General features: G+C 70.0%; 22 protein-coding genes and 1 pseudogene. 17 read left to right on the plus strand and 6 right to left on the minus strand.

The features are described from left to right. Positions 1-3 precede the first annotated feature (3 nt). The 5 genes from IEY87_RS03365 (at position 4) to IEY87_RS03385 (ending at position 7,429) form a co-directional block, all read left to right on the plus strand. On the plus strand, positions 4-1,593 hold the full coding sequence (locus IEY87_RS03365) for an ABC transporter substrate-binding protein (protein ID WP_189136953.1): 1,590 nt from the start codon (positions 4-6) through the stop codon (positions 1,591-1,593). A gap of 21 nt (positions 1,594-1,614) precedes the next feature. Beyond that, a complete protein-coding gene (locus IEY87_RS03370) occupies positions 1,615-3,207 on the plus strand; it encodes an ABC transporter substrate-binding protein (RefSeq protein ID WP_189136954.1) in 1,593 nt (530 codons plus the stop codon). 69 nt (positions 3,208-3,276) lie between these two features. Continuing rightward, positions 3,277-4,200, plus strand: a complete 924-nt coding sequence (locus tag IEY87_RS03375; protein ID WP_189136955.1) for an amidohydrolase family protein — start codon at positions 3,277-3,279, stop codon at positions 4,198-4,200. Between the two features lie 11 nt (positions 4,201-4,211). After that, complete coding sequence (locus tag IEY87_RS03380) at positions 4,212-5,366, plus strand: sialidase family protein (RefSeq protein WP_189136956.1); 1,155 nt, start codon at positions 4,212-4,214, stop codon at positions 5,364-5,366. Between the two features lie 26 nt (positions 5,367-5,392). Next, positions 5,393-7,429, plus strand: coding sequence for a nuclear transport factor 2 family protein (locus IEY87_RS03385; RefSeq protein ID WP_189136957.1), 2,037 nt, complete (start codon positions 5,393-5,395; stop codon positions 7,427-7,429). A 69-nt stretch (positions 7,430-7,498) separates the two neighbouring features. Here the strand turns inward: IEY87_RS03385 and IEY87_RS03390 are convergent, their stop codons facing one another. Genes IEY87_RS03390 through IEY87_RS03410 form a run of 5 tightly spaced genes read right to left on the minus strand, consistent with a single transcriptional unit; the run spans position 7,499 to position 13,536 of the window. After that, a complete protein-coding gene (locus IEY87_RS03390; protein ID WP_225276788.1) occupies positions 7,499-8,881 on the minus strand; it encodes an alpha/beta hydrolase family protein in 1,383 nt (460 codons plus the stop codon). Further along, entirely contained in the window at positions 8,878-10,083 is a 1,206-nt protein-coding gene (locus IEY87_RS03395; RefSeq protein WP_189136958.1) for a cytochrome P450, read from the minus strand. The genes IEY87_RS03390 and IEY87_RS03395 overlap by 4 nt, the downstream gene beginning before the upstream one ends. 40 nt (positions 10,084-10,123) lie before the next feature. Then, positions 10,124-11,776: a phosphonate ABC transporter, permease protein PhnE gene (gene phnE, locus IEY87_RS03400; protein ID WP_189136959.1), complete on the minus strand. Its 1,653-nt coding sequence runs from the start codon at positions 11,774-11,776 to the stop codon at positions 10,124-10,126. Continuing rightward, positions 11,769-12,551 (minus strand): phosphonate ABC transporter ATP-binding protein, encoded by a 783-nt coding sequence (locus IEY87_RS03405; protein WP_189136960.1) that lies wholly within the window; start codon positions 12,549-12,551, stop codon positions 11,769-11,771. Before IEY87_RS03405 ends, phnE begins: the two co-directional genes overlap by 8 nt. Further along, positions 12,544-13,536, minus strand: coding sequence for a phosphate/phosphite/phosphonate ABC transporter substrate-binding protein (locus tag IEY87_RS03410; RefSeq protein ID WP_189136961.1), 993 nt, complete (start codon positions 13,534-13,536; stop codon positions 12,544-12,546). The genes IEY87_RS03405 and IEY87_RS03410 overlap by 8 nt, the downstream gene beginning before the upstream one ends. 352 nt (positions 13,537-13,888) lie before the next feature. Between IEY87_RS03410 and IEY87_RS03415 the strand changes: the two genes are divergently transcribed. From IEY87_RS03415 to IEY87_RS03470, 12 genes and pseudogenes are all read left to right on the plus strand, one after another. Further along, on the plus strand, positions 13,889-14,986 hold the full coding sequence (locus tag IEY87_RS03415) for a PaaX family transcriptional regulator (protein ID WP_189136962.1): 1,098 nt from the start codon (positions 13,889-13,891) through the stop codon (positions 14,984-14,986). 77 nt (positions 14,987-15,063) lie between these two features. Beyond that, positions 15,064-15,987, plus strand: coding sequence for a PaaX family transcriptional regulator (locus IEY87_RS03420; protein ID WP_225276787.1), 924 nt, complete (start codon positions 15,064-15,066; stop codon positions 15,985-15,987). A 132-nt stretch (positions 15,988-16,119) separates the two neighbouring features. Beyond that, positions 16,120-17,013 (plus strand): transporter substrate-binding domain-containing protein, encoded by an 894-nt coding sequence (locus tag IEY87_RS03425; protein WP_189136963.1) that lies wholly within the window; start codon positions 16,120-16,122, stop codon positions 17,011-17,013. Continuing rightward, positions 17,010-17,855: an amino acid ABC transporter permease gene (locus tag IEY87_RS03430; protein WP_189136964.1), complete on the plus strand. Its 846-nt coding sequence runs from the start codon at positions 17,010-17,012 to the stop codon at positions 17,853-17,855. The genes IEY87_RS03425 and IEY87_RS03430 overlap by 4 nt, the downstream gene beginning before the upstream one ends. A gap of 5 nt (positions 17,856-17,860) precedes the next feature. Beyond that, the gene (locus IEY87_RS03435; RefSeq protein WP_189137305.1) at positions 17,861-18,673 is read left to right on the plus strand and encodes an amino acid ABC transporter ATP-binding protein; all 813 of its coding nucleotides are present in this window, start codon (positions 17,861-17,863) and stop codon (positions 18,671-18,673) included. After that, complete coding sequence (locus tag IEY87_RS03440) at positions 18,670-19,791, plus strand: CapA family protein (RefSeq protein ID WP_225276786.1); 1,122 nt, start codon at positions 18,670-18,672, stop codon at positions 19,789-19,791. Before IEY87_RS03435 ends, IEY87_RS03440 begins: the two co-directional genes overlap by 4 nt. Beyond that, on the plus strand, positions 19,784-21,022 hold the full coding sequence (locus IEY87_RS03445; protein ID WP_189136965.1) for a CaiB/BaiF CoA transferase family protein: 1,239 nt from the start codon (positions 19,784-19,786) through the stop codon (positions 21,020-21,022). The genes IEY87_RS03440 and IEY87_RS03445 overlap by 8 nt, the downstream gene beginning before the upstream one ends. 1 nt (position 21,023) lies before the next feature. Continuing rightward, on the plus strand, positions 21,024-22,286 hold the full coding sequence (locus IEY87_RS03450; protein WP_225276785.1) for a 2-hydroxyacyl-CoA dehydratase family protein: 1,263 nt from the start codon (positions 21,024-21,026) through the stop codon (positions 22,284-22,286). Next, complete coding sequence (locus tag IEY87_RS03455; RefSeq protein ID WP_189136966.1) at positions 22,274-23,536, plus strand: 2-hydroxyacyl-CoA dehydratase family protein; 1,263 nt, start codon at positions 22,274-22,276, stop codon at positions 23,534-23,536. Before IEY87_RS03450 ends, IEY87_RS03455 begins: the two co-directional genes overlap by 13 nt. An 18-nt stretch (positions 23,537-23,554) precedes the next feature. Next, positions 23,555-24,340, plus strand: a pseudogene (locus IEY87_RS03460) (amidohydrolase family protein); the annotation flags it as partial. Next, positions 24,337-24,795: a MaoC family dehydratase gene (locus tag IEY87_RS03465; protein ID WP_189136968.1), complete on the plus strand. Its 459-nt coding sequence runs from the start codon at positions 24,337-24,339 to the stop codon at positions 24,793-24,795. The pseudogene IEY87_RS03460 and the gene IEY87_RS03465, both read left to right, overlap by 4 nt. Positions 24,796-24,914: 119 nt before the next feature. Then, entirely contained in the window at positions 24,915-26,114 is a 1,200-nt protein-coding gene (locus tag IEY87_RS03470; RefSeq protein ID WP_189136969.1) for a DUF2786 domain-containing protein, read from the plus strand. On the opposite strand, the gene IEY87_RS03475 is transcribed toward IEY87_RS03470, so the two are convergent. Further along, entirely contained in the window at positions 26,111-26,470 is a 360-nt protein-coding gene (locus IEY87_RS03475) for a hypothetical protein (protein ID WP_189136970.1), read from the minus strand. The genes IEY87_RS03470 and IEY87_RS03475 overlap by 4 nt on opposite strands. Positions 26,471-26,543: the final 73 nt, after the last annotated feature.

Genomic DNA, 26,543 nt, shown 5'->3' on the forward strand with positions numbered 1-26,543 from the left:
AGCGTGAGAACGAAGAGGACAAGACGCGGCAGAGTGCTCGCCGCCCTGATGGCGGGCGTGCTCGCGATCAGCGCATGCGCCGGAGAGAGCGGCGGCGCGGAGGACAAGGTGTACGTGTACGCGGTCAATGGCGACCCCATGACCACGGGTTTGAACGCTCAGTTAACGGGCGGTACGTACCCCATCCTGTTCAGCGCGCAGCTGGAGGACACCCTGATCTTCCTCTCGGACGACTACAAGATGTCGCCCGGTCTGGCGAAGGAGTGGCAGGTGAGCCCGGACGGGCTGGACCTGACGTTGCACCTGCGTGAGGGCGTGAAGTGGCACGACGGCAAGCCGTTCACCGCCGAGGACGTGAAGTTCAACTTCGAGGAGATCGTGCCGCTGCAGACCTTCGGCGCGCTGCTCGCCAAGCGGATCAAGTCGGTGGAGATCACCGGCGCGTCCACGGTCGTGGTGCACCTCGACAAGCCCTACGGCCCGCTGCTGGAAACGGTCTCCCAGCAGTTCATGCTGCCCAAGCACATCTATGCGGGAACCGACTACATCACCAACGAGGCGAACAAGAAGCCGATCGGCACCGGCCCGATGAAGTACGGCTCCTACACCCCGGGCCAGGAGGTCTCGCTCGTCAAGAATCCGGACTACTGGGGCGAGAAGTCCCAGGTGGACCGGGCCGTCTACACGGTCATGGCCGATCCCAACAGCCGGGCGGAGGCACTGGTCGCCGGTGAGATCGATGGCGCCGTGCTGGACCCGTCGCAGCAGGGGCGGATCTCCACCGACGAGAACACCGAGCTGCTCACGCACGGGATGTTCCCGCAGATGGTGTCGATGATGTTCAACACGCAGAGCACGTACCTCAAGGACCAGGCCGTCCGCGCCGCCCTGTTCGCGGCGCTCGACCGTGACGCCTTCGCGAAGACGGCGATGTCCGGGATCGGGAAGACCGCGACCGGCTTCGTCCCGCCCTCCTTCGATTGGGCGGTCAGCCCCGAGGTCGACTTCGACAAGGACTTCCCGCGCGATCTCGACGCGATCAACAAGACCCTCGATGACGCCGGCTTCGAACGAGGGCCCGACGGCACGAGATTCACCCTGAACATCCTCTACATCTTCACGCTGACCGAGGTCGGCGCGACCGTCCAGATGGCGCAGTCGATGCTCAAGGAGCTCGGCATCGCCACCAAGATCACCAGCGCGGGCGGCGCGGTGTACAGCGAGAAGCTGTACAAGAAGAGCGAATTCGATCTCGCCTTCGTCCGGATGACCACCGGGCCCGACCCGAGCCTCGGCATCGCCAACTGGTACCAGTGCAACAAGAAGCGGAACCCGGGCTCCAACCCCACCCACATCTGCGATCCGGAGATCGACGCCGCCGCTGCCGCCGCCCTCGACACCAACGACAAGGCCAAGCGGGCCGAGGCGCTCAAGAAGATGCAGGCCCGGGCGGCGGAGCTGATGTACTACGCGCCGCTCGCCTGGTTCAACGGCGCCTTCCCGACGATCAGCACCACGCGCTGGCAGGGACAGGACGCACCGCGGGTGATGGCGGAGCGCCTGCCCTGGTCGAAGATGACGCCGGCTCGGTAAGACGGACAGGAGCTCGTGCAGATGCTGAAGACGAAGAGGACCAGACGCGGCGGAGCGCTCGCGGCGGCCCTGATGGCGGGCGTGCTCACGATGAGCGCGTGCGCCGGACAGAGCGGCGCGGACGGCAGCGTGTACGTGCAGGCGGTCGGCGGCGACCCCATGACCCTGGGGCTGAACGCGCAGTTCGTCAGCGCCCCGATCTCGCTGCTGTTCAGCTCGCAGATCATGGATCCCCTGATCCGGATCTCCGACGACTACCAGATCTCGCCCGGCCTGGCGAAGGAGTGGCAGGTCAGCCCGGACGGGCTGGACCTGACGTTGCACCTGCGCGAGGGCGTGAAGTGGCACGACGGCAAGCCGTTCACCGCCGAGGACGTGAAGTTCAACTTCGAGGAGATCGTGCCGCTGCAGACCTTCGGCGCGCTGCTCGCCAAGCGGATCAAGTCGGTCGAGATCACCGGCGCGTCCACGGTCGTGGTGCACCTCGACAAGCCCTACGGCCCGCTGCTGGAAACGGTCGCGCAGCAGTTCATGCTGCCCAAGCACGTCTACGCCGGGACCGACTACGTCACGAACGAGGCGAACAAGAAGCCGATCGGCACCGGCCCGATGAAGTTCGGCTCCTACACCCCGGGTCAGGAGGTCGTGCTCCTGAAGAACCCGGACTTCTGGGAGGGCGAGGTGCGGGTCGACCGCGCCGTCTTCACCGTCATGGCCGATCCCAACAGCCGGGCGGAGGCCCTGTTCGCCGGCGAGATCGACGAGGCCGTGCTGGATCCGTCGCAGCAGGGCCGGGTCTCCACCGACGAGAACGCCCAGCTGCTCACGCACGGGATGTTCCCCCAGGTGGTCATCATGATGCAGAACACGCGGAGCGAGCACCTCAAGGACCCGGCCGTGCGGGCCGCGGTGTTCGCGGCACTCGATCGCGACGCCATCGCCAAGACGGCGCTGTCGGGGCTGGGGACTCCCACCGAGGGGTTCTTCCCGAAGTCGCTGGACTGGGCGATCAACCCGGACGTCGACTTCGGCAGGGACTTCCCGCGCGATCTCGACGCGATCAACAAGACCCTCGACGCGGCCGGCTTCGAACGAGGGTCCGACGGCACGAGGTTCACCTTGAAGGTGCGCTACATCACCCCGCTGAGCGAGGTCGCCAAGACGGCCGAGATGGCGAAGTCCATGCTGGCGGAGGTCGGCATCGGCACCGAACTCGTCGGCACCTCGGGCGCGGTCTACAACGAGAAGATGTACACCGAGGGCGACTTCGACCTCTCCTTCTTGCGGACCAACCTCGGGGCCGATCCGAGCATCGGCATCACTCGCTGGTACGAGTGCAACGAGAAGAAGACGGCCGCGGCGAACCCGTCCGGCGTCTGCGATCCGGAGATCGACGCCGCCGCTGCCGCCGCGCTCAACACCAACGACAAGGCCAAGCGGGCCGAGGCGTTCAAGAAGATGCAGGCCAAGGCGGCGAAGCTGATGTTCCACGCGCCGCTCGCGTGGTTCAACGGCTCCTTCTCGACGATCAGCACCGCGCGCTGGCAGGGGCATGACAAGCCGCAATCGCCGCCGGAGCGTAAGGCCTGGCTGACGATGTCGCCGAAGAAGTGACGCTCCCGCGATTCAGGTCACGGCGTCATCCGGTCCGCAGTTCCAGCCATCCGAGTGAAACGGAGCAACATGGTCTCGCCGCTTTTCGATACGCACGCGCATCTGATCTCTGACGATTGGGATACGTACCGGCCCAAGGCCCTGAGGCCCGATCTGCCGACACCGAAGCGCACCGACTTCACCGTGACGGCCGAAGCGCTGATCGCGATGATGGACGAACACGGCGTCAACGAAGCGTGTCTCGTGCAACGCGGTCATCTCTACGGTCATGACAACAGTTATATTCTCGAATCGGCTCGGAAGTTTCCTGGCCGACTGCATCCGGTGGTGATACTCGACCCCCAGGACCCGGCCACTCCCGAGCGTTATCGGGAAATGGTCAAGAACGACCACGTCCGCGGATTCCGCATGGCGCATACCCGGCCGTGGATCCTGGACACCGCATGGCTGAGCTCGCCGCAGGCGATGGAGGTGTGGCGGACGTGCGCTGAGCTCGGGACGCCGATGACCCTGATCCTGTTCATGAAGCAGCTCCCGTACCTGCTGCCGCTCATCAAGATCATCGCGCGTCAGTTCCCCGACCTGCCGATCCTGCTCGACCATGGCGGCATGCCGTTCGGGATGACGCAGTACGAGGTCCGGCTCGCCCAGGAAGCGGGCGAGGAGGTGCATCTGCCCGGCCCGCCGCATTTCGGGATCGACCAGACGATCGACATCTTCGACGACGTGCCGAACGTACATTTCAAGATCACCGAGATCAACATGGAGCGGCTGGTCGCGGAGGACGTGCGGCCGGCGCACATCGTGCGGCGGATGGTCGACAGCTTCGGCCCCGACCGCCTCGTGTGGGGCTCCGACGTGGGCCAGAGCATGCTCTGGAACTACACCGAGAAAGCGGCCATGGCCCGTGGGGCGGCCGATTTCCTGACGGCGGAAGAAGCGCGCAAGTTCCTCCATGACAACGCCGCCCGCGTCTATTCGAAGAACGCCTGAGAGGAGGGAAGATGATGAGGAGATTCAGCCCGCCGCGCGCGGCCAAGGACGTGGATCACGCGGTCGTCTATCGCCGCGACGGGGAGTTCTGCGCATGGCCCTATACGATGGGCTTCTGGGAGACGGCATCGGGCGAGTTCGTCGCCAATTTCATGTCACTGGACGCCGACTACAGCGACCCCGCCAAGATCAGCCATGATCAGCTCGGCGAGCGTGGCGGTCGCGGGAGCCGGTTGGTGACGATGCGGTCGGCCGATCGCGGACGCACGTGGGGGGATCCCGCGTTCGATGTCTACGCGCGTCCGACCCCGGCGGCGGAAGGCAGCCCTCGGGATCTTTCCCAGTGGGGGCCCTTCGACTTCCTGGATCGCGACGTCCTGGTGGGCAACAGCAGCATCGATTTCGGCAAGCCGGAGAGCCGTTCCTTCGTTCGCGTCTCGACGGACGCGGGACACAGTTGGACGCCGCCCGTCGAGCTGCCGCTGGACGGCCTGCACTCGCTGTCGGCGATCAACTCGGCGCTGGTGAGACCCGACGGCCGCTGTCTGCTGTTCCTGACCCTGATCAGCGAGGACGGGTGGAACCGCCGGCCGGTGGTGTACGCCGGCACCGACGACGGCACGGAGTTCCATTTCCTGTCCTTCATCACGCCCAAGCAGGATCCCTTCGCCTCGGCGGAAGGGGACTGGAAGAGCACTTATCGCTTCGGCGGTCACCGCTGGTTCTATCCCCGCGCGGTGATGCTGCCGAGCGGCCGCATTTTGTGCACGCTGCGCTCCCAGCGCGACCCCACCGGCGTCATGTGGACGGAGCTGTTCGCCAGCGACGACGGCGGCCTGACGTGGCAGTTCCTGTCGCGGGTCAACGACTACGGAGCGCCGGGCAGCCTGGTCGCCATGGCGGACGGACGGCTGGTCGTCGTCTACGGATACCGCCTCAAGCCCTACGGCATCCGCGCCGTGGTGAGCGAGGACGAAGGCAGGAGCTGGGGTCCTGAGATCATCGTCCGCGATGACGGCGGCAGCTGGGACCTGGGCTATCCGAACGCCTTCGAGGTCGAGCCGGGCCGGATCGGCGCGATCTATTACTTCAACAGCCGCGACGATGCCGTACAGGCCAATGGCGGTGTCCGTCATATCGCCCGCAGCAGCTTTGTCGCTGAGTGAGTGAGAGGGAGGAGGAGCGAGCAGGGATGAGCACGCAGGAGCGGCGGGCGATCGATGAGCTCGCGCGCGATGTCGCGCGGGTCGAGTCGCTGCGCGCCGTCAAGAACGTGCAGCGCGGCTACGCGCAGCACGGTCAGTTCGGGCAGTGGCATGCGATGGCCGCGCTCTTCGCCGATGACGGCACCCTGCGGTGGGGCGAGGAGACCGTGACCGGCCGCGAGGCGATCAGGGCATGGCTGGAAGCCCGTGCGGGAGACATGAACGGCCGCGCACCGGGCTCGCTGCACACCGAGATCATCGACGAGCCGCTGGCGAACCTCTCGGTCGACGCGCGCACGGCCCAGGCCCGGTGGATGACCATGCGCTTCCTCGGCGACGGCAGAGGAACGGCGCGCATCGAAGGGGGGATCTACGAGAACGACTATGTCGTGCAGGACGGGCGCTGGCTCATCGCGAGCATGCGTTACCACCCCCAGTTCGAAGGCGACTATCACGACGGCTGGGCCAACGTCGGCGGCCAGGATCTGCCGATCGTGCCGAAGCACTTCACCAGCGATGAGACGGGGGTGCCGATCCCGGCGCCGGTCGGCGCCGCCCCGCGCAGCGGCGCGACCCTCGAAGAACTGGCCGGCAGGATCCGCAGGCTGAACGACGAGGACGCGATTCGCAACCTCCAGAACGCCTACGGATACTACGTCGATCGCCGGATGTGGAGCGATGTCGTCGATCTCTTCGCCGAGGACGGGATCGTCACGGTCGCCGGTGTGGGCGATCACCCGGGACGCGCCGGCGTTCGCCGGGCCATGGAACGGATGGGCCCGGAGGGCCTCGCCCACGGCCTGCTCAACGAGCGGCTGATCTTCGATCTCGTCGTCGAGGTACTGCCCGGGGGCCGGGAGGCGTTGAGCCGGGGGATCGAGCTGGGGCTTGTGGGCGATGCGGCGAAGCGCGTGGGCTTCTGGGAGTTCTCCGTGTTCCGCAACCGCTTCGTCAAGGAGGGTGGCCTGTGGAAACTCAAGGAGGTATCGCTGACGCCGCTGCTTCGCGCCGACTACGCCGAGGGGTGGGGCAACGGCGGCATCGCGCCGCCGAGCGGCCACGGCCCGGAACAGCCGTCCACCCCGGACGGCGACATTCCAGCGTTTCTCGACGCGGCGTCCGGTGCGCTGTCCGGCGAAACGCCCCCGAGCCGGCCGGACGAAGCCCCGCTCGATCTGGCCGACCTCGCGCGCCGGCCGGACGAAGCCCCGCTCGATCCGGCCGACCTCGCGCGCCGGCTCGCCCGCTCCCAGGCGTACGACGGGGTCGAGAACGTCTCGTCCGCCTACGGCTACTACCTCGACGATTTCCAATGGTCCGACATGGCGGCGATCTTCGCGGTCGACGGCCACAAGCAGTCGCCGTTCGCGGGCTACTTCGTCGGTCGCGACCGGATCATCGGCGCGGCCGGCGCGAGCTGGGGCCCGTCTCCCGCACGCCGTGCCGCGATCTCGTTCCACTGGCGCACCCAGCCCGTGATCCACGTGTCGCAGGACGGCCGGTCGGCGAACCTGCGCACCCGGCTGTTCCAGCCCCGGACGTCGAAGGAACCGGACAGCTCGTCGACCGCCTTCTACATGGGCGGCCTGCACTCCGGGATGTATCCGAACGATCAGGCCGTGCTGGAGGACGGCATCTGGCGGCTGTGGAGCCTGACCATCGACGAACACTACTTCGCCTCGCCCGACTGGAAGGGCGGCTGGGCGTCCGCGGTGGCCCGACCGGAAGGCGCGCCACCGCCACCGCCGAGCCGCCTGCTGAGCACGTACCCGCCGGACATCCCGCTCACTGACCTGGGCTGGCGTCAGGAGGGGTTCCGCGGGGGGACGGGCACGTTCGTCGAGTGGCCCGCCATTCTGCCGATGTGGTTCCACTACCGCAATCCGGTGAGCGGTCGCACGCCGGAGCGTTTCTGGCCCGACTGCGTGCCGTGCGAGAAGATGCCCGAGACCCGCATGACCGCGCACGGCTACCAGAAGCCGCCGAACGGCCCTGAGATCGACGGGGTGGAACTCACCTCCTGACCGAGCCGCGCCGGTGGACGGGGTGGGCCGCTGCCTGGACCACGCGACCCCGGCAGCGGCCCGTACGGCTCAGCCCGGGTAGGGCCGGTTGAACCGGGGCGGGGTGAACGAGACATACCGAGGGACGGGGCCGGCCCCCAGCGCCGTCGTCCGGGCGTTCATCGCCGAGGCGGACGTCGCGGGCCAGTGACCGCTCCGCAGCCGGTCGAGCATCGTCGCCAGCGCCGCCTGCTGCTCCGCCGGTGAGAAGTCGCAGTGGCCGACGGTCTCGGTGTACGTCTGGCGCAGCAGGAGGTTCGCTCCCGCCCGGCGCACCTTCTCCCCGTACGACTGCTGCTGGGCGACGGTGGAGATCTGGTCACCGGTGCCGGACAAGGTCAGCACGGGGATCCGCAGGTCGCCGTCCAGGACGATGCCGCGAGAGAACCGCTTGACGGCGTCCGGGTTCGCCGCGATGCGCGGCGCGGCGGCCAGGTCCTTCAAGTCGGCCGCGAGTGCCAGGCCCGCCGCCTTGTACAGCTCCCCGACGGCACGCCGGAGGGCGGGATCGGCCAGGCGCAGCTGCTTCGCGTAGTCCACGCCGGTGTTCCAGGACGGGTTTCCGCCGACCACCGCCATGATCTGGCGCCGGCTGCCCATGGCCTGCCCGACGTAGGGCAGGGGCCCACCGGCGAGCGCGAGGTAGGCGCCCTGCTCCAGCGCGTCGGCGTCCCCGCTGTCCGGAGGCGGCGGCGTGGACCCGTCGGAGTTCCGGCCCCAGGCCGGCAGTTGACCGATCGCGGCGGCCAGGGCGATCCGGGCCCGGCCCTCGGGAGTCCGCTGCGCCGCGGCGAGAGCGTCGATCCACGCCTTCCGGGCCGACTCGACGTCTTCAGGGATGTCGATGACCGGAAGCCCCGGTGCGATCAGGCGCTCGAGCACGAAGAGCGTGTCGAGCTTCTGATTCCACTGGGCGACGGACCCGCCCAGTCCGCCGCACATCGGGACGGCCGCGTCGAAGGCGTGCGGATGGACCTGGGCGACGCCGGCGGCGACGAAACCCCCCATCGAGGTCCCGGAGGCGATCGCCTTGCGGGCCCGGCCGTAGGCCTGCTCGAAGCGGGCCAGGGCTTCGGCCTGGTTGTCGATGGCGGATCGGATGTCCCAGCCGGTGATCGCCCGGCTCGTGCCGCCACGGGCCACGCCGTCGGCCAGCAACCGCGCGGTCAGGGGCTCGGTCCGGCCCGGACCGGCGAAGTCGAGGGCGACCACCACGGTGCCGTTCCAGTGCGCCGGGACGACGAACTCGTAGGGCGTGCCGTCCCGGAGGGTGCCGCTGACACAGCTGGGGCGGGCGGGAGAGTCCGGCAGGCACGGCGTGCCACCGGGGGGCCTGGCGGGGTCGGCGGCGGCGGTCGTCGCTACGACGGCCATCACGATGGCCAGGCATGCGGTCACTCCGTGGCGGGTCACAGCGGGAGTCCCTTCGACTCGATGGGGAGGAGGCGTAGCGGTGCCGATCTGGGCCCGAACTCCAGCCAGTTGAACATCCGCACCTCGCCGTCAGGTTCGACGCGGGTGGTGCCGGCGAGCAGCTCGCCCAGCGCGACCGCCATCTCCAGCCGGGCCATCGCCGCGCCGGGGCAGCGGTGCGCGCCCCGGCCGAACGCGAGGTGCCGGTTGGGCCGCCGCTCCAGGTCGAGCCGGTCGGCGTCGTAGAACACCGCCTCGTCCCGGTTCGCCGAGGGGAAGATCATCGTGATCGCCTCGCCGGCCCGCACCGTGCGGCCGCCGAGCTCGACGTCCCGGGTGGCGGTACGGGCGAACACCCGGTAGGGGGCGTACAGCCGCAGGAGCTCCTCGATCGCCGCCGGCAGCAGCCCGGGGTCGGCGCGCAGCCGGTCCTGGAGTTCAGGGTCGCGGGACAGGTGGACGGCGGCGCTGCCCAGCACGGCGTGCGGCGCCCCGATGCCGGCCACGATCGTCTGCCGCACGGTGGCCACGACCAGGTCGTGCGGGATCGGCCGCGCCGGGTCGCCGGACGCCCGTAGCAGGTTGGTCACCAGGTCCTCGTCCGGGTCGCGGGGGTGGGCCCGGCGGTCCTCGACAATGGCCCGGGCGATGGCGTACAGCTCGTCACTGGCCGTCATGACCCGGGCCCGGTCCATCTCCTGGATGGCGAAGCTGTACTCGACGCCGATCCGGCGGATCTCCAGCACCTGGTCGACCGGCAGGCCGAGAAAGAGCGCGAAGCACTGCGCCGCGTACGGCAGCGCGAACTCCTGGGCGTAGTCGCCGCCGCCGCGGGCCAGCAGCGGAGCCAGCAGCTCGCGCGCCACCTGCGCGAAGGCCGGTTCGAGACGGCGTATCACGCTGCGGCGCAGCACCCGGTCCAGCGGAGCGCGGTAGATCTCGTGCTCGGGTGGGTCGTAGTGCAGCGGCGGCCGGCGCTGGGCGCGCGGCACGTGCGGGACGACGTTCTGCACCGCGGTGCTGAACGTCTCGCTGTCTCGGGCCACCCGCAGCACATCCGAGTAGCGGGTGGCGGCCCAGAAGCCGCCGTAGGCGTCGCTCCACGGCACCGGGCAGCGTCGCCGCAGCTCGGCGTAGACTCCGTGCGAGCTGTCGAAGGTCTCCGGTGCGGTGGGGTCCCAGTCGGAGGCGGTGATGGTCATGGTGACATCCCTTCGTTCCCGTTCTGAGCTCGTCCGCCGCTCACAGCAGGTGCCTGCGCGCGATCCGGGCGAGCGTCTCGATGGCGTACACGATGACGGCGATCGCGATGACGATCGCGGCGGTGGTGTCGTACCGCAGGGTGGCGATCGACTCCTGCATGAGGTAGCCGACGCCGCCCGCGCCGGCGATGCCGAGCACGACCGACTCGCGCAGCGCCATGTCGGCCACGAACAGGCCGTTGCCGGTGAACGACGGCACGAACTGTGGCCAGGTCCCGGCGGCGAACGTCTGCGACCGGCGGGCGCCGACCGAGGTCAGGGCCTCGATCGGCAGCGGGTCGAGCTGTTCCAGGGAGTCGGCGAAGAACTTGGCGGCCAGCGCGGTGGAGGAGATCCACAGCGCCAGGAAGCCGGCGAACGGGCCGAGCCCCAGTGCGGCCACGAACAGCAGCGCGTACACCAGGTCGGGGATGCCCCGGACCACCACCAGCAGCACCCGGACCACCGCGGACAGTGGCCGCCAAGGGGTGGTGTTGACGGCGGTGAGCAGGGCCAGCACCAGCCCGCAGGCGGCGCCCACCGCGGCGGCGCCCAGCGCCATGAGCAGGCTCTCCAGCACCGCCATGAGCAGGTCGCCGGAGAACGCGGGCGGCCACATGCCGGTGAGGACGCCGCGCAGGTTCGGCCAGGCGCCGGACAGCCGGCCCGGGTCGAGGTCCAGGGAGCACAGCGACGCCAGGAAGACCACCCCGGTGGCGGCGGCGCCGGCCACCCGCAGCACCCGGCCGCGGTCCCAGCCGACGTCGTGCGGGGCACGCCCGGCCGGCAGCGCGGCCGCACCGGACGTGTCCCCGGTGGACCGGCCGGCTCTGGTGCGGCGGCGGACCGCCACCGACAGCAGCTCCAGCAGCAGCACCAGGACGACGATCACGCAGATGATGCCCGCCGCCCGGTGGTAGTTGAGGCTGCCCAGCGCGGTCTGCAGCGCCACGCCGATGCCGCCGGCCCCGACGACGCCGAGCACGGCCGACGCCCGGATGTTGATGTCGAGGCGGTACAGCACGATGGCGGTCAGCGCGGGGAACACGCGGGGCAGGACGGTGGAGACGGCCACCTGCACCTCGCCGGCCCCGCACGCGCGGGCCGCCTCGGCTGGGGCGGGGTCGGCCTCCTCCACGGCGTCGGCCAGCAGCTTGGCGATCATGCCCACCGAGTGGACGGCGACGGCGAGCGCGCCGGCCAGCGGGCCAAGGCCGAAGATCCGCACGAACAGGATCGCGAAGGCCAGCGTCGGTACGGCGCGGGTCAGCACGACGACCACCCGGGCGGCCGGGCGCAGCCAGCGGGGCCCGCGATGGGTGCGCGCGGCGGTGAAGGCCAGCGGCACCGAGGCCAGCACCGCCAGGCCGGTGCCCGCCACCGCGATGAGCAGCGTCTCGGCGACCATCCAGGCGAGGTCGCCGGTGCCGGACAGGTCCGGCGGCCACATCCGGCGCAGCAGCCGCGCGGTGTCGTCCAGCCCGGCGGCCAGAGAGGCCGGGGACAGACCGATCCACCAGAACGTCAGCCAGGTGACGGCCACGGCCGCGACGAGCAGCCCCGCCGCGACGAGGGCGCGGGCGCTCCATGGCGGCCGCAGCGGGCCCGGGTCCGCCGCGGTCGTGGCGCGCGTGGCGGAGGTGGTGCTAGGCATCGCGGCCCCCCGCCGTGTCGTAGATCTCCCGCAGTCGCTCGGCGGTGAGGTCCGCGGCCGGCTCGTCCAGCGCCAGCCGCCCGCCGCGCAGCGCCACGACCCGGTCGGCGGTGGCGAGCGCGAACTCGATCTGATGCAGGCTGCACACGACGGAGATGCCGTCCTCGGCGCTGATCCGTTTGAGGATGTCGAGCACCAGTACGCTCGCCGCCGGGTCCAGCGAGGCGACCGGCTCGTCGGCGAGGATCAGCTCGGGGCTCTGCAGCAGGGTCCGGGCCACCGCGACCCGCTGCTGCTGCCCACCGGAGAGCGTGTCGCAGCGCTGGAACCGCCGGTCCGCCAGCCCGACCCGGTCCAGGTGCGCCACGGCGCGGACCCGCAGCGCGCGCGGGTAGCTCATCACCCCGTACCTGGGCAGGCGCAGGGTGGCCAGCGACCCCATCAGCACGTTCTCCAGCGCGGACAGCCGCCCGACGAGGCCGAACTGCTGAAAGACGAACCCGACCCTGGCGCGTAGGGCGCGCAGCCGGCTCCGGGAGCAGGTGGCCGGATTCTCGCCCAGGGTGCGCACGGTGCCGCTGTCCGGCACATGCATGCCGTTGACCAGCCGCAGCAGCGTCGACTTGCCCGCCCCGGACGGGCCGACCAAGGCGAGGAACTGTCCCTGCGGGACGTCCAGTGACACATCGTCGAGTACGGGGGTGCCGTGGAAGCCCTTGCCGACCTCCGACAGCCGCAGCACGGGGTCGCCGATCACGGCGGGTCTCTCAGCCACCGGACGTGCAGACCTCGGCCTTGGTGATCTCGCAGATGCGCGCGATCGGCTGATAGGTGGCGTCGTCGGCCTTGACGAACGTCCAGGCGGTGGAGGTGCCGAGGGTGCAGGCCGTGGCGTCGGCGTGCCGCCCCCAGTTCTTCGGCCCCTTGATCTCACTGCCCTTGCACAGCCCGGCGGAAGCGGCTCCGGTGGCGGTCAGGCCGGTCACCGTCTTGGCGATACGGTCGCGGACGTCCTGCGGCAGCCACGTGCCGACCACGATCGGCGGCCCGGGGATGAGCGGTGAGGTCCACACCTTGGTGACCTGCCCCGGCTTGAGCAGGCCGCGGGCGGGCAGCAACTGGTCGATGAACACGTCGCCGACGAAGGCGAGGTCGCAGTCGCCGGCCAGCAGCGAAGCGACCGCCGTGTCGTGCCCGTGGGTGAACACCGTCTTGACGTCCTTGTCCGCATCGACGCCGGCTTCCCGCAGCGAGGCGAGGGGCTGGAGATAGCCGGTGGTGGAGCCGGGGTCGGTGAAGCAGACGTCCTTGCCGGCGACGTCCTTGAGCGAGGCGATGCTCTTGTCGTCGCCGCGGGTCACCCCGTAGGCGTACGCGCCGGGGTCGCCGGCCGGGGCGGCCAGCGGGACGGCGACGGGCTCGACGTCGGCGCGGCTGCGGGCCAGGTAGTAGCTGAAGGCCCCGTAGACGGCGATGTCCACGCGCTTGGCCACCTGGGCCTCGACGACGGCGGCGTTGCTGGTGACGGCCTGGAACCGCACCGGGACGCCGAGATCCTCGCGCAACGCGGCGATGATCGGGGCGAACGACGCCTCAAGGTTGTCGCTCTGCTCCGATGGGATGGCGGCGAAAACCAGCTCGCCGGACCGGTCACCGTCGGCGGCCGCGCCGCGGGTGCTTCCGGGGCCGGCACCGCAGGCGGGCAGCAGTGCGATCACGGCACCCATCGCGACGACGCCCAGAGCTGACTTTCGGAACATCGAGGCTCCTCACATGCAGGTGGTCGGGCCAAAGTAAGCAGGCCCGCGTGCATTGTCAACACTTATGTTACGACCGTTAGATTACTGTCTAACATTACCGGCGGCTTAATTTGGACGACCGTCCACCGAAGTGTTGTGTATCTGGTGTCGCAGCAGCCTCCCACCCCTGGAGGTGGACATCAATCCCCATTCAGTGATCAATCGGGCGACCGCGCCGACGGCCGCGGCCAAGATCGCCGGGAAGAGTCCGGACGCCGAACCGGAGGACGTAAGATTCACGCAGGTCGAGCCCGGCCAGCCCGTGATCCAGACGTGGCCGGCCGGGGCCCCACGCCGGCTGAGGAGTCTGACGATGGACGGAGGCCAGGTGGCCGCGTCGCCGGAGCCCGGTTCCCTGCCCAGGGCTCGGCAAGGGGCCGAACCGCAGCGGCTGCTGACCACGCTGCTGGGCGACTACTGGTTCTGGCGGCAGGAGCACATCCCGTCGGCGGCGCTGGTGCGACTGCTGGAGGAGTTCGGCATCTCCGAGGCCAGCGCCCGCGCCGCCCTGCGGCGGCTCGTCTCACGAGGGCTGCTGGCCAGCTCCCGCAACGGCCGCACCACCGCGTACGGACTGCCGCCCCGGGCGTCCGACGTGATCGTGGCGCACATGCGCCGGCTGCTGACGTTCGGCGCCGTCACGCCGCCCTGGGACGGGGAGTGGACGGTCGTCACCTTCTCGGTGCCCGAGGACCAGCGGGACACCCGCCGCACGCTGCGTGACGGGCTGCGCCTGCTGCATTTCGGCATGATCTTCGACGCGGTGTGGGTGTCCCCGCACGACAGGACGGACGACGTCGTCGAACTCACGCGAAGGCTCGGCGTGCGCGGGGCGGTCGTGTTCCGGGCCCGCAAGGTCACCGACGACCTGGACCCGGTGCCGGCCCGCGCCTTCGACGTCACCGCGCTGCGCGAACGCTACCTGCGCTTCATCGACACCCATCGGCCGGTCGCCGAGCGGCTGGCGCTATCCGGCCCAATGTCCGGCCCGATGTCCGGCCCGATGTCCGGCCCGATGTCCGGCCCGATGTCCGGCCCGAGCCCCGCCGAGGCGCTGCGGCTACGGACCGCGATCATGACCGACTGGCGGGTGTTCCCCACGCTCGACCCCGACCTCCCCGCCGAGTTGCTCCCCGCCGGCTGGCCGCGCGACGAGGCCAGGCGGCTGTGCGTGCAGATCTACGACTCGCTCGGGGAGCCGGCGGAGCGGCGGTTCCACGAGATCCTCGCCGGATTCGACCCCGAACTGGCCGGGCTGGCCGCGCACCACACCTTCACGCAGGTGTCCGCCCTGGAGTCGCCGGTGACCCGGCGTCACACGGCCTTCGACGAGACGACCGACCGCGACCGCCTCGACCTCCTCGGCGGCGAGGAGGCCGGCGCGTGGCGGAAGGGCGGTGGAGATCGCTGACGCGCATCGAGGTCGCCCAGGAAGCATGACACATAGATGACGTGCGCAGGCTCAAGCGTTGTCAATATACTTCCGCTGTGAATGATAGCGAGCTGTCCGAGGCAGGGACTGTCGACTTTCCGCGCTTCCAGGTGGGCGCGCCCCCGCAGCACCTGATCACGACGCTTCTCGGGGACTACTGGATCAGCCGGCCCGAGCAACTGCCGTCCGCGGCCCTGGTGCGGCTGGCCGAGGAGTTCGGGGTCACCGCCGTGGCGGCCCGGGCCGCACTCAGCCGGCTGACCAGGCGGGATCTGCTGGAGTCGTCCAAGGCCGGGCGGCGCACCTACTACCGGCTGACGGACCGGGCCGCCGCGGTGATGCTGGAGGGGCGGCAGCGGATCATGTCCTTCGGCCTGGCGCAGGGCGCGTGGGACGGGAGATGGGTGATGGCGGCGTTCTCCATCTCCGAGGAGCAGCGCGACCTGCGCCACGCGCTGCGCGCGAGGCTGCGCTGGCTCGGCTTCGCCCCGCTCTACGACGGGCTGTGGGTCTCGCCGACGGCGAACGCCGGCAGCGCGGCGGCGGCGCTCACCGAACTGGAGATCCCCATGGCGACGGTCTTCCGCGCCGAGGCCCTGGAGCTTCCCGGCATGCGCGCCCCGCGGGAGGCATGGGACTTCGACCAGCTCCGGCGCACCTACGAGGGGTTCGTGGCCCAGTACACGCCTCTCCTGGAACGCGTCCGCAAGGGCGCGGTCGGCGCCTCCGAGGCGCTGGTGTCGCGTTCGGGGATCATGGACACCTGGCGGACGTTCCCCAACCACGATCCCGATCTGCCGGCGGAGCTGCTGCCCACCGACTGGCCGCGCGCTGCGGCCAGAGACCTTTTCGTGGAGATCTACGACACCCTCGGGCCGCTGGCCGAGTTCCGTGTCAAGCAGATCGTCGCGGAGTTCGACCCCGAACTGGCCGAGCTGGTCGCGCACCACCGGACCAGCTCCATTCTCGCGCCCACCTGATCGTCCCCCGACGATCCCCGCTCGCCTCCGCCGCACCGCAGCCTCTTGACAGGTGTGCACCCCTAGATGTGACACTTGCCCACACGGCCGCAACATTAAGTGCAGCATTAGTTGGTCGCGGGAAGGACCATCATGAGTGTGCCCAGGACCATCCTCGCGAGTGCGGCGGCTTTGGCCCTCGTCGGCGCCGCAGCTTGCGGTGGAGGCAACGCTGAGACGCAGCGGCCGGCCGGCGCGACGGCTCTGTACGACGCCCTACCCGATGGCGTCAAGGAAGCGGGCGTCATCCGATTCGCCGGGGATTCCCACCCGCCCTACAGGATCGTCGCCAACGACGGCAAGACCGTCACGGGCATCGACAAGGAGGTGCAGGACGCCCTCGGCAAGGCGCTGGGAGTCCGCACCGAGATCTCGATCGTCAGCGGCCTGCCCGCGGCGCTCTCCGGCATGCTCGCCTCCAGGTACGACGCCTTCAACGGGCCGGTCAAGGACACCGCCGAGCGCGAGAAGCAGTTCGACGCGATCGTGTGGATGGTGACCCGTACTTCCTACCTGATCCCCAAAGCCGGGTCCTCGGCCATCAAGAGCTCGAGTGACCTGTGCGGCAAGCGCATCGCCGGCACCGCCGGCAGCATCGTGGAGGACCAGGCCAAGCGCCTGACCGAGTGGTGCGCCCAACAGGGCAAGCCGGCGATCGACTTCATCGGCTTGGCCGACACGAACGGGACCATCCTCGCCGCCGAGTCCGGCCGCGCCGACGCGGCGGGCATGACCGAGAGCGCGGCCCTCGACGTGATGCAGAAGCAGAAGGACACCTTCACGTACGTCACCCAGACCGACGAGCAGGGCGCCGGCGTCGACCAGTTGGCGATGCTCGTGCCCAAGTCCAGCGGTCTCGGTCCGGTCATGCTCGACGCGTTCAAGGAGATCTTCAAGAACGGCGAGTACAAGAAGATCATGGACAAGTACGGCCTCCAGACCGTGGCGGTGGAGGAGCCCAAGATGAACACAGCGGCGGCGGGATGAGCACGACACCGCAGGTCGTGGACGTCGCCTCGGCCCGTCCGCGCATCCGCCCCCTGCGCTGGGTGTTCGGAGTCGTGCTGCTCGTGCTCGTCGCGCAGTTCGCCTGGTTTCTCGTCACCAACCCGCGGTTCGAATGGTCGGTGGCCGGCACGTACCTGTTCGACCCGAACATCCTGCGCGGTCTGGGCATGTCACTGCTGCTCACCGTCATCGGGATGGTGCTGGGCAGTGTGCTCGGGGTGCTTCTCGCGGCGGGCAGGCTGAGTGACTTCACGCCGGTGGCCTGGGCCTGCGGCGTCTACGTCGCGGTCTTCCGCGGCATACCGCCCCTGGTCCAGTTGATCTTCTGGTTCAACCTCGGTTACCTCCTGCCGCGGATCTCCCTGGGCGTGCCCTTCGGTCCCACCTTCGTCTCGTGGCCGACCAACTCCGTGATCAGCTCGCTGACCGCCGCCATCATCGGGCTCACCCTGCACGAGGCCGCGTACATGGCCGAGATCGTCAGGGCCGGCGTCTTGGCCGTGGACGGCGGGCAGCGTGACGCGGCCCGCGCGATGGGGTTCACGGCCAGGCAGAGCTTCGTGAAGGTCGTGCTCCCGCAGGCGATGCGGGTGATCGTCCCGCCCACCGGCAGCCAGTTCATCAGCCTGCTCAAGGGCACCTCCCTGGTCAGCGTGATCGCGATGGCCGACCTGCTGTACTCGGTGCAGGTGATCTACAACAGGACCTACGAGATCGTGCCGCTGCTGATCGTCGCCTGCGCCTGGTACCTGGTGGTGGTCACCGTACTGTCGCTCGGCCAGCGGCGCCTGGAGCAGCACTTCGGAAAGGGGCAGCGGTGAGCGACATGCCGGTCCTGCGCGTCCGTGACGTGCGCAAGCGGTTCGGCGACCACGCGGCGCTCGACGGGGTGAATCTCGACGTGCACGAGGGCGAGGTCGTCACCGTCATCGGCCCGTCCGGGTCGGGCAAGTCCACCCTGGTCCGCTGCGTCCACCAGCTGGAGAGCATCGACGGCGGGGCCATGTACCTCGACGGGGAGCTGCTCGGCTACGAGATGCACAGGGGTCACCTGCGTCCCCTGCCGGACCGCAAGGTGGCCGCCCAGCGCGGTCGCATGGGCATGGTCTTCCAGCAGTTCAACCTGTTCCCGCACTGGAGCGTGCTGCGCAACGTCATCGAGGCGCAGGTGGCGGTGCACGGCCGCAGGCCGGAGGAGGCGCGCGAGGAGGCGCTGCGGCTGCTGAAGCGGGTGGGGCTCGCCGGCAAGACGGACGCCCATCCCCGCCAGCTCTCCGGCGGCCAGCAGCAGCGCGTCGCCATCGCCAGGGCCTTGGCCACGCAGCCGAGGATCATGCTGTTCGACGAGCCCACCAGCGCGCTGGATCCCGAATTGGTGGACGAGGTGCTGAGCGTCGTGCTCGACCTGGCTCGCGGCGGCATGACGATGATCATCGTGACGCACGAGATGAGCTTCGCCCGCGAGGTGGCCGATCGTTGCGTCTTCATGGAGGAGGGCCGGGTGGTCGAGACCGGTACGCCCGAGGAGATCTTCGACAATCCTGCCTCACCCCGCCTGCAAGCCTTTTTGTCGCGCTTCTCCGGGCGTGCGACGCGAACCCCTGACGAACGCATCCTCGAGGAGGAGAGCACCTCTTGAGTTTCACGGTAATGGCCGTCGGCGACCTCATCGTCGACGAGCCCGGCCCCGCGTCCTTCTTCGCCCCGGCCCGGGAGACGCTGGGCCGGGGCGGTGTGGTGATCGGCCACATCGAGGTGCCCCACAGCACGTCCACCGCTCAGCTGAGCACCGACGTGCCCGCGCCGCCCGCCGATCCCGCCGCGCTCTCCGCGGTCGCCGAGGCCGGCTTCCATGTGGTGACGCTGGCGGGCAACCACGTCTACGACGTCGGCGACCAGGGGGTGGCCGACACGATCAGGTACGCGACCGAGGCCGGGCTGACCACCGCGGGCGCCGGCCTGACTCTCGACGAGGCCCGCCGTCCCGCGATCGTGGAGCGCGACGGGCTGCGGATCGGCGTGCTCAGCTACAACTGCGTCGGCCCACGCGAGTCCTGGGCGACCAGCCGCAAGCCCGGCTGCGCGTACATCAAGGTGCTGACCCACTACGAACTCGACCACGCCAGCCCAGGCGGGCCGCCCGCCGTCTACACCTTCGCCGATCCCGCCTCGCTGGCGCGGATGGCCGAGGACGTGGCGGCCCTGGCCGCCGAGGTCGACGTCGTGCTGGTGTCGCTGCACAAGGGCGTCGGGCACACGCCCGCCGTACTGGCGATGTACGAGGGGCCCGTCGCCCGTGCCGCCGTCGACGCCGGCGCGCACGCCGTGTTCGCCCACCACGCCCACATCATGCGAGGCGTCGAGATGTACCGCGGCCGGCCGATCTATCACGGGCTGGGCAACTTCGTGACCGTCACCCGCGCGTTGACGCCCACGGCGGGCGACGAAGGCGAACGGGCCGCGTGGGCGCGCCGCAGAGTCGAGCTGTACGGCTTCGCTCCGGATCCGGACATGCCGTACTACCCCTTCCATCCCGAGAGCCGGAACACCGCGATCGCGGTCTGCCGGTTCGATCGGAGCGGCCTGGTCTCGGCCGGTCTCGTGCCCTGCTGGATCGACGGCGCCGGCCGGCCGGTGCCGCTCGGGAACGACGAGGAAGGACGGCTGGTCGTGTCGTACATCGAGCGCATCACGCGACGGGCGGGCCTGAAGACGGAATTTCACTGGGAAGGGGACGAGGTGGTGCTGCGTGGCTGAACGTCCGCTCGCCGGTCGTACGGTGATCGATCTGACCACCGCGCTGTCCGGACCGTACGCGACCCTGCTGCTGGCCGGGCTCGGCGCCCGGGTGATCAAGGTGGAGAATCCGCTGACCGGCGGCGACAGCTCCCGCAACAACGCCCCCTATGTCGGTGCCGACGGGCTGACGACGGCCCGCCGCGGGGACGACGACATGTCCGTGTCGATGCTCCTGCGGGGCCGCAACAAGCAGAGCGTCACGCTCAATCTGAAGCATCCCAAGGCCCGCGACGTCCTGGCCGGTCTGGTCCGGGTGTCGGACATCATGATCGACAATTACAGCGCCGGCGTCACGGCGCGGCTGGGCATGGGCCACGACTGGGCGAGCGCGATCAACCCGCGCATCGTGTGCACGTCGATCAGCGGTTTCGGCGCGCAGGGCGGTCCCGGCTCCGGCAAGGCGATGGACACCATCATCCAGGCGCTCAGTGGCGTGATGATGACCGCGGGCGCGCCCGGCGAGCCGCCTGTCCGCTTCGGACTGCCGGTGGGCGACCTGGTCGCGCCGCTGTACGCGGTGATCGGCACGCTCGCCGCGGTCATGCGGGCCGACGCGACCGGCCAGGGCCAGCACGTGGACGTGTCCATGCTGGGGGCGCTCACCTCGCTGGTCGCGTGCGAGCCGTTCGACGCCTACGAGAAGCTGGGCCTGCCCATGCGCACGGGGATGACCGTGCCCAGGCTGGCGCCGTTCGGCACGTTCCCCGCCGCGGACGGCTGGTTCGCGCTGTGCGGCCCGACCGACGCCTTCGCCCGCGGCCTGTTCGCGGCGATGGGACACGACGACCTGGCCGCGGACCCGCGGTTCTCCTCCCGGGACGCGCGCGTGGCCAACGCCGGGGAGCTGCACGAGCTGGTGGGCTCGTGGGCGGCCGACCGCCCGCTCGCGGTGATCCTCGACCTGCTCACCCGGCACGGCGTGCCCGCCGCCGAGGTGCGCGAGCCCGGCGACGCCGTGCGCGACCCGCTCGTGCTGGAGCGCGAAGAGGTCGTGCCCCTGGAGCATCCGCGCCACGGACGCGGCGCGGACCTGTACGGGACCGGTGTGCCGATCCGCTTCTCCGACTCGGAGGCGGCGCTCGACCGCCCGGCGCCCGGCCTCGGGGAGCACAACGCCGAGATCTACGGCGGGCTGCTCGGCTACTCCGACGACGAGCTCAAGGCGCTGGCCGTGGATGGGGTGATCTGACATGCTCACGGCGCTGGCCGCGTTGGAAGAGGCGTACGCCCGCCGCGGCGTACCTCCGGCCGCCTCGAAGGACCGGATCGACGGCCCGATCGACGGCCCGATCGACGGCCGGAGCGGCGCCCGGGCCCTGGTCGTCGGCTACGTCGGGGCGGACATGCCGGTCGAACTGCTGACCGCCGCCGGGGTCCGCGTGTTCCGCCTCACGGGCGACCCGGAGTCCGACTTCGCGCTCGGAGACCGATATCTGGGTCGCGGGGTGGACCCGGTGGCCCGCTCGGTGCTCGCCCGGCTGCTCGCCGGGTCCTTCGGTGACCTGGACCGCATCGTGATCTCGCACGACTGCGAGGCGTCTCTGCGGCTGTTCTACGCGCTGCGCGAGCTGGGCCGCGTGGAGCCGGGCACGGCGCTGCCCGAGGTGTACCTGGTGGACATCCTGCACCTGCCGCACCGCACGACCGCCCGGTACAACCGGCGCAGGATCGGCGAGTTCGCCGCCAGGCTCGAAGCCTGGACCGGCCGCCCTCTCGACGTGGCCGGGGCGGTGGCGGCGCACGACGAGCGGCGCCGGCTGCTGGCCGCCGCCGCCGAGCTGCGCAGGGCCGTGCCCGCCCGGCTCACGGGGCGGCAGTTCCTCGCGGTGGCCAATGCGCCCCTGCCCGTGCATGAGCACATCGTGCTGCTGGAACGGCTGCTGGCCGAGGCGGGACGACTCGATGAGCACGCCGGGCGGCGCGTCTTCCTGAGCGGCAGCGACCACGACACGCCGCACGTGTACGAGGCCATCGAACGCGAGGGCCATGTCATCGTCGGCGAGGACCACTCCTTCGGGGACCTCTCCGTGACCGGGCCGGTCGGCGCGGGTGGCCTCGGTACGGGTGGCATCGGTACGGGTGGCCTCGGTACGGGTGGCCTCGGTACGGGTGGCATCGGTACGGGTGGTACGGGTGGCCTCGGTACCGGTGGCATCGGCGCGGGTGGCCTCGGTACGGGCGCCCTCGGCGCGCTGGCCGAGCATTACCACTACAGCGGTCCGACCGCCCACCGGGCCACGGCGGGCGAGCGCGCCGCGTACGCGGCGGCGGCCGTACGGCGCTGCCGGGCCGAGCTCTTCGTCGCCTATTGCAGGGCTGGAGACGAGGCCCCGGCCTGGGACTTTCCCGCGCAGCGCGCGGCGCTGGACATCCCCGCCGTTCTGCTGGAGCGCCAGGAGTACGGGCGTGCCGATCTGACTGCCCTGCGGAAGGAACATCCATGCCCCATGTGAGATCGCGCAGTGTGACATCCCTCGCCACGGCGGCCGAGGCGGGCAGGCACCAGCGCGAATGGTTCGCCGACCTGCGCCGGCGCGTCGCCGGCGGCGAGCCGTTCGCCCTGCTGAACGCGGACGTCCCGCACGAGATCTTCCGCACGATGGACATCCCGTACGCGGTCAGCCAATGGTGGGCGTCTCTGGTGACCGCCAAGCAGCGTTCGGTGCACTACCTGGAGCTGGTGCGGCAGCGCGGCTACCCCGACTATTCCGAGCAGTACAACTCGGTCACCCTCGGCTCCGCGTTCGACCCAGAGCCGGAGGCGGGCCCGTGGGGCGGCCTGCCCAAGCCGAACATCGTCGTCGGCGACGCCTCCGGCGACGTCACCCGCAAGATCTTCGACATCTGGGGTCACGAGCCCGGAGTCACTTTCTACCCGCTGGAAAGCGCCGCTGAGAACGATATTCCCGTCAACTGGTGGGAGCTCATGCCGCACCGGTGGGAAGAGGCCGTCGGCCCGGCCAGACTGGACCTGCTCACCGCGGAGCTGGAGAACCTCGTCAGGTTCCTGGAGACCACCACCGGCAGGCGGTTCGACGAGTCCCGCTTTCGTGAGGTGATGGCCTTGGTCAACGAGCAGGAGGAGTGGAACAGGAAGACGCGTGCCCTCATCGCTCACGCCCGTCCCTCGCCGCTCAGCGTCGTCGACAGCATCCCCAGCGTCATGCTCCCGCAGTGGCACCGCGGCACCGAGTGGGCCCGGGACATCGCCAAGCGTTTCTACGAGGAGGTGCGCGACCGGGTCGACGCGGGTCAGGCCGCGTGCCCGGGCGAGCGGGCGCGGCTGATGTGGATCGGTCGCGGCCTCTGGTACGACATGGGCTTCTACCAGCGCTTCCAGGAGAAGTACGGCGCGGTGTTCGTCTGGTCGATGTACCTTGCCATCGCCGCCGACGGGTACATCCGCTACGGCGACGATCCCATGAGGGCGCTGGCCGCACGCTTCGCCGCCTTCAGCGACCAGCTCTACACCCCGCCGTGGTCGAGTGAGTGGTACGTGAAAGAGGCCCGCTTGCACGGCATCGACGGCGTGGTCCACCTGGTCTCCGACGACCCCCGGGGCAGCTACTTCACCGCCAGGGCACTGGAGGCGGCCGGGTTCCCGGTGATCGAGATCCACGCTGACAACGTCGACGGCCGCACCTTCGACGACGATGTGGTCGAGCGCCTTGGTCAGTGGCTGGAGAACGTCGTCATGGCCTGACCTGGATCGTTCCCCGGCGCCTCTGAGGACTACTTCAAGGCACACGGGCACCGGCAGCCGACCATCGCGGAGATGGCCGCGTACTACCGGGAGCGGAAGATGGCCGCGGTGGTGTTCACCGTGGACGCCGAGCACGCCACCGGGCACCCGCGCATCTCGAACGAAGAGGTCGCGGACAGCTGCGCCGAGCACGCCGACGTGCTGATCCCGTTCGCCAGTGTCGACCCGTGGAAGGGCAAGGCGGGCGTACGTGAGACGCGGCGGCTGGTCGAGGAGCACGGCGTACGCGGCTTCAAGTTCCACCCGAGCATCCAGGGCATCGCCCCCAACGACCCCGTGACGTACCCGCTGTACGAGGCGATCGAGGAGCTGGGCGTCCCGGTGTTGTTCCACACCGGGCAGACCGGCATCGGCGCGGGCGCCCCCGGCGGGGGCGGGATCCGGCTGAAGTACTCCAACCCCATGCTGGTCGACGACGTGGCGGTGGGCTTCCCCGAGCTGCGGATCATCCTGGCCCACCCGTCGTTCCCGTGGCAGGACGAGGCCCTCGCCGTGGCCACCCACAAGCCGTCCGTCTACATCGACCTGTCCGGCTGGTCCCCGAAGTACTTCCCCCCGCAGCTCGTGCGGTACGCCAACACGCTGCTGAAGGACAAGGTGCTCTTCGGCTCCGACTTCCCGGTGATCACCCCGGATCGCTGGCTGGCCGACTTCGACAAGCTGGAGATCAAGCCCGAGGTCCGCCCGAAGATCCTCAAGGACAACGCCGCCCGCCTGCTCGGCCTGAAGGAGACCGCCTCATGACGACCACTGTGCACGGCCTGACGGAGATCAAGGCCCTGGCCGGGAAAGACCTCGGCCACAGCGACTGGCTGGAGATCGCCCAGGACCGGGTGAACACCTTCGCCGACGCCACCGACGACCACCAGTGGATCCACATCGACCCCAGCAGGGCCGCCGGCGGGCCGTTCGGCGGCACGATCGCCCACGGTTACCTGACCCTCTCCCTGGTCATCCCGCTGTTCAACGAACTGCTCGACATCCAGGGCGTCACGATGAGCATCAACTACGGCCTGGACAAACTCCGCTTCCCCAGCCCGGTCAAGGTGGGCTCCAGGATCCGCCTGGGCGCCACCGTCGCCTCGGTCGAGGACGTCCCCGGCGACGGCGTGCAGATGCACCTCGACTTCACCGTCGAGATGGAAGGAGCGGCCAAGCCGGCCTGTGTCGCCCGCGCCATCTACCGGCACTACGCCTGACGCCGTCTCCCACCGAAGACCGATCCGCGCTGCCGTACCTGCTCGATCCGATCGACACGCCTGTGCGGTCGTCCGTCACGGTAGGGTTCTGGCGGACTTCTTCAAGGTGGGCGGCACGTGTGATTAAGGCTGATGAGCTGGTCGGCGCGGCGCTGGAGGCGCTTGCCCGCGAGGATCAGGCGGCCTTCGACTCCGCCGCGGCCTTCTTGGCCGACCGGGACGACGCCGAGCGCGTGCTGGTGGAGGTCGTGACCCGTGTGGTCTCGGGGTTGTGGCGCAACGGCTGGCAGCCCGCCGACGTGGTCAGGATCGCGGCCAGACGGCTGACCGACTGGCATGGGCGGGCGGCGGCCGATCTCATCGCCTGGGAGATGCGGGCCTACGCGCCGGCCACGGTGGATGAGCGCTGGCGCGACCAGCTCGCCGGCCTGGAGGCCGCGGTGTGGTGGCAGGGTGGCTACCTGGCGGCGCGGCAGGCGCGCGACGGGGCCGGCCGGCTGGTGACCGTCTCCGGGGTGCTGGAGCTGCTGGGGGTGCTGACCGGGCTGCCGCGGCTGGAGTCGTTGAGCCCGCCGCCCGGGGCCGCTCGCCGTACGGTTCAGGCACGCTCGCACGCGGTCAGCGAGAAGACGCTCGTGCGGGTGCGGGGGCTGCTTGCCAAGGCGGAGTCGACGTCGTACGAGGCGGAGGCGGAGACGTTCATGTCGGCGGCGCAGAGCTTGATGGCGAAGTACAGCATCGACGTGGCGATGCTGGACGCGCGGCCAGGCGGAGGCGAGGACCCGGCGGGCATCCGGGTCGGCATCGACGCGCCGTACGAGCAGCCCAAGGCCGTGCTGCTCAACCTCATCGCCGAGGCCAACCGGTGCCGGGTGATCTGGTCGAAGGAGCTGGGGTTCGCCACCGTGCTGGGATTCCGGGCGGACCTGTCCTTCGTGGAGATGCTGTTCACCTCGCTGCTGGTGCAGGCGCAGACCGCGCTGGTGAACTCGGGCACCAAGAAGCACGGCACCGGCCGGTCGAGGAACAAGACGTTCCGCCAGTCGTTCCTGTCGGCGTTCGCCTCCAGGATCGGGGAGCGGCTCGCCGAGGCCACGGCGGCCGCGGTCGCGCAGGAGAGCGCCGGCCGGGGCACCGATCTGGTGCCGGTGCTGGCGGCCCGCGAACAGGTGGTGGAGCAGGCGGTCGAGCGCCTGTTCCCGAACCTGGTCTCGCACGCGGTCCGCACGTCCTGGGACCGGGAGGGCTGGGCGGCCGGCCGTACCGCCGCCGATCAGGCCAGCCTCGGGACGCGAGACCGATCCGCTGCCGCCTCTTAATCGACCAAGGCGATATCACGCTCCTTCTCAAGATTGTCCTCGCTGTTGTTGATCATCCGGCGCATCGTGGCGCCGACCACGGGCATCCGGTCGACGACCTCGAAGAATCGCCGCAGAACGAGTTGCCGCCGGTTGGCCGGGGTGAAGAGTGAGATCTGTTTGAGGCCGGTGCGCTGGTACGAGGCGATGTGCGGACGAAGGTGACTCTCCCAGGCCCGCAGCGGCGTTGAGGATGCCGAACCGCCGCGCGGAGACCTCACAAAAGCAATAAATCTGACAAAAGTACCAGTCGTTCTCAAATGGGCCACTTCAAAGCCGCTGGAACGGCCTGGATTTCGGCTGATCGGATAATCCATCTTTTTTATAGCGAGACCTCGGCCGATGCTTCTGCCGCCGTACGGTGAAAGCCGTATTGAATGCGCTGAGGAG

Source organism: Nonomuraea glycinis, assembly GCF_014646515.1.
Lineage (GTDB): Bacteria > Actinomycetota > Actinomycetes > Streptosporangiales > Streptosporangiaceae > Nonomuraea > Nonomuraea glycinis.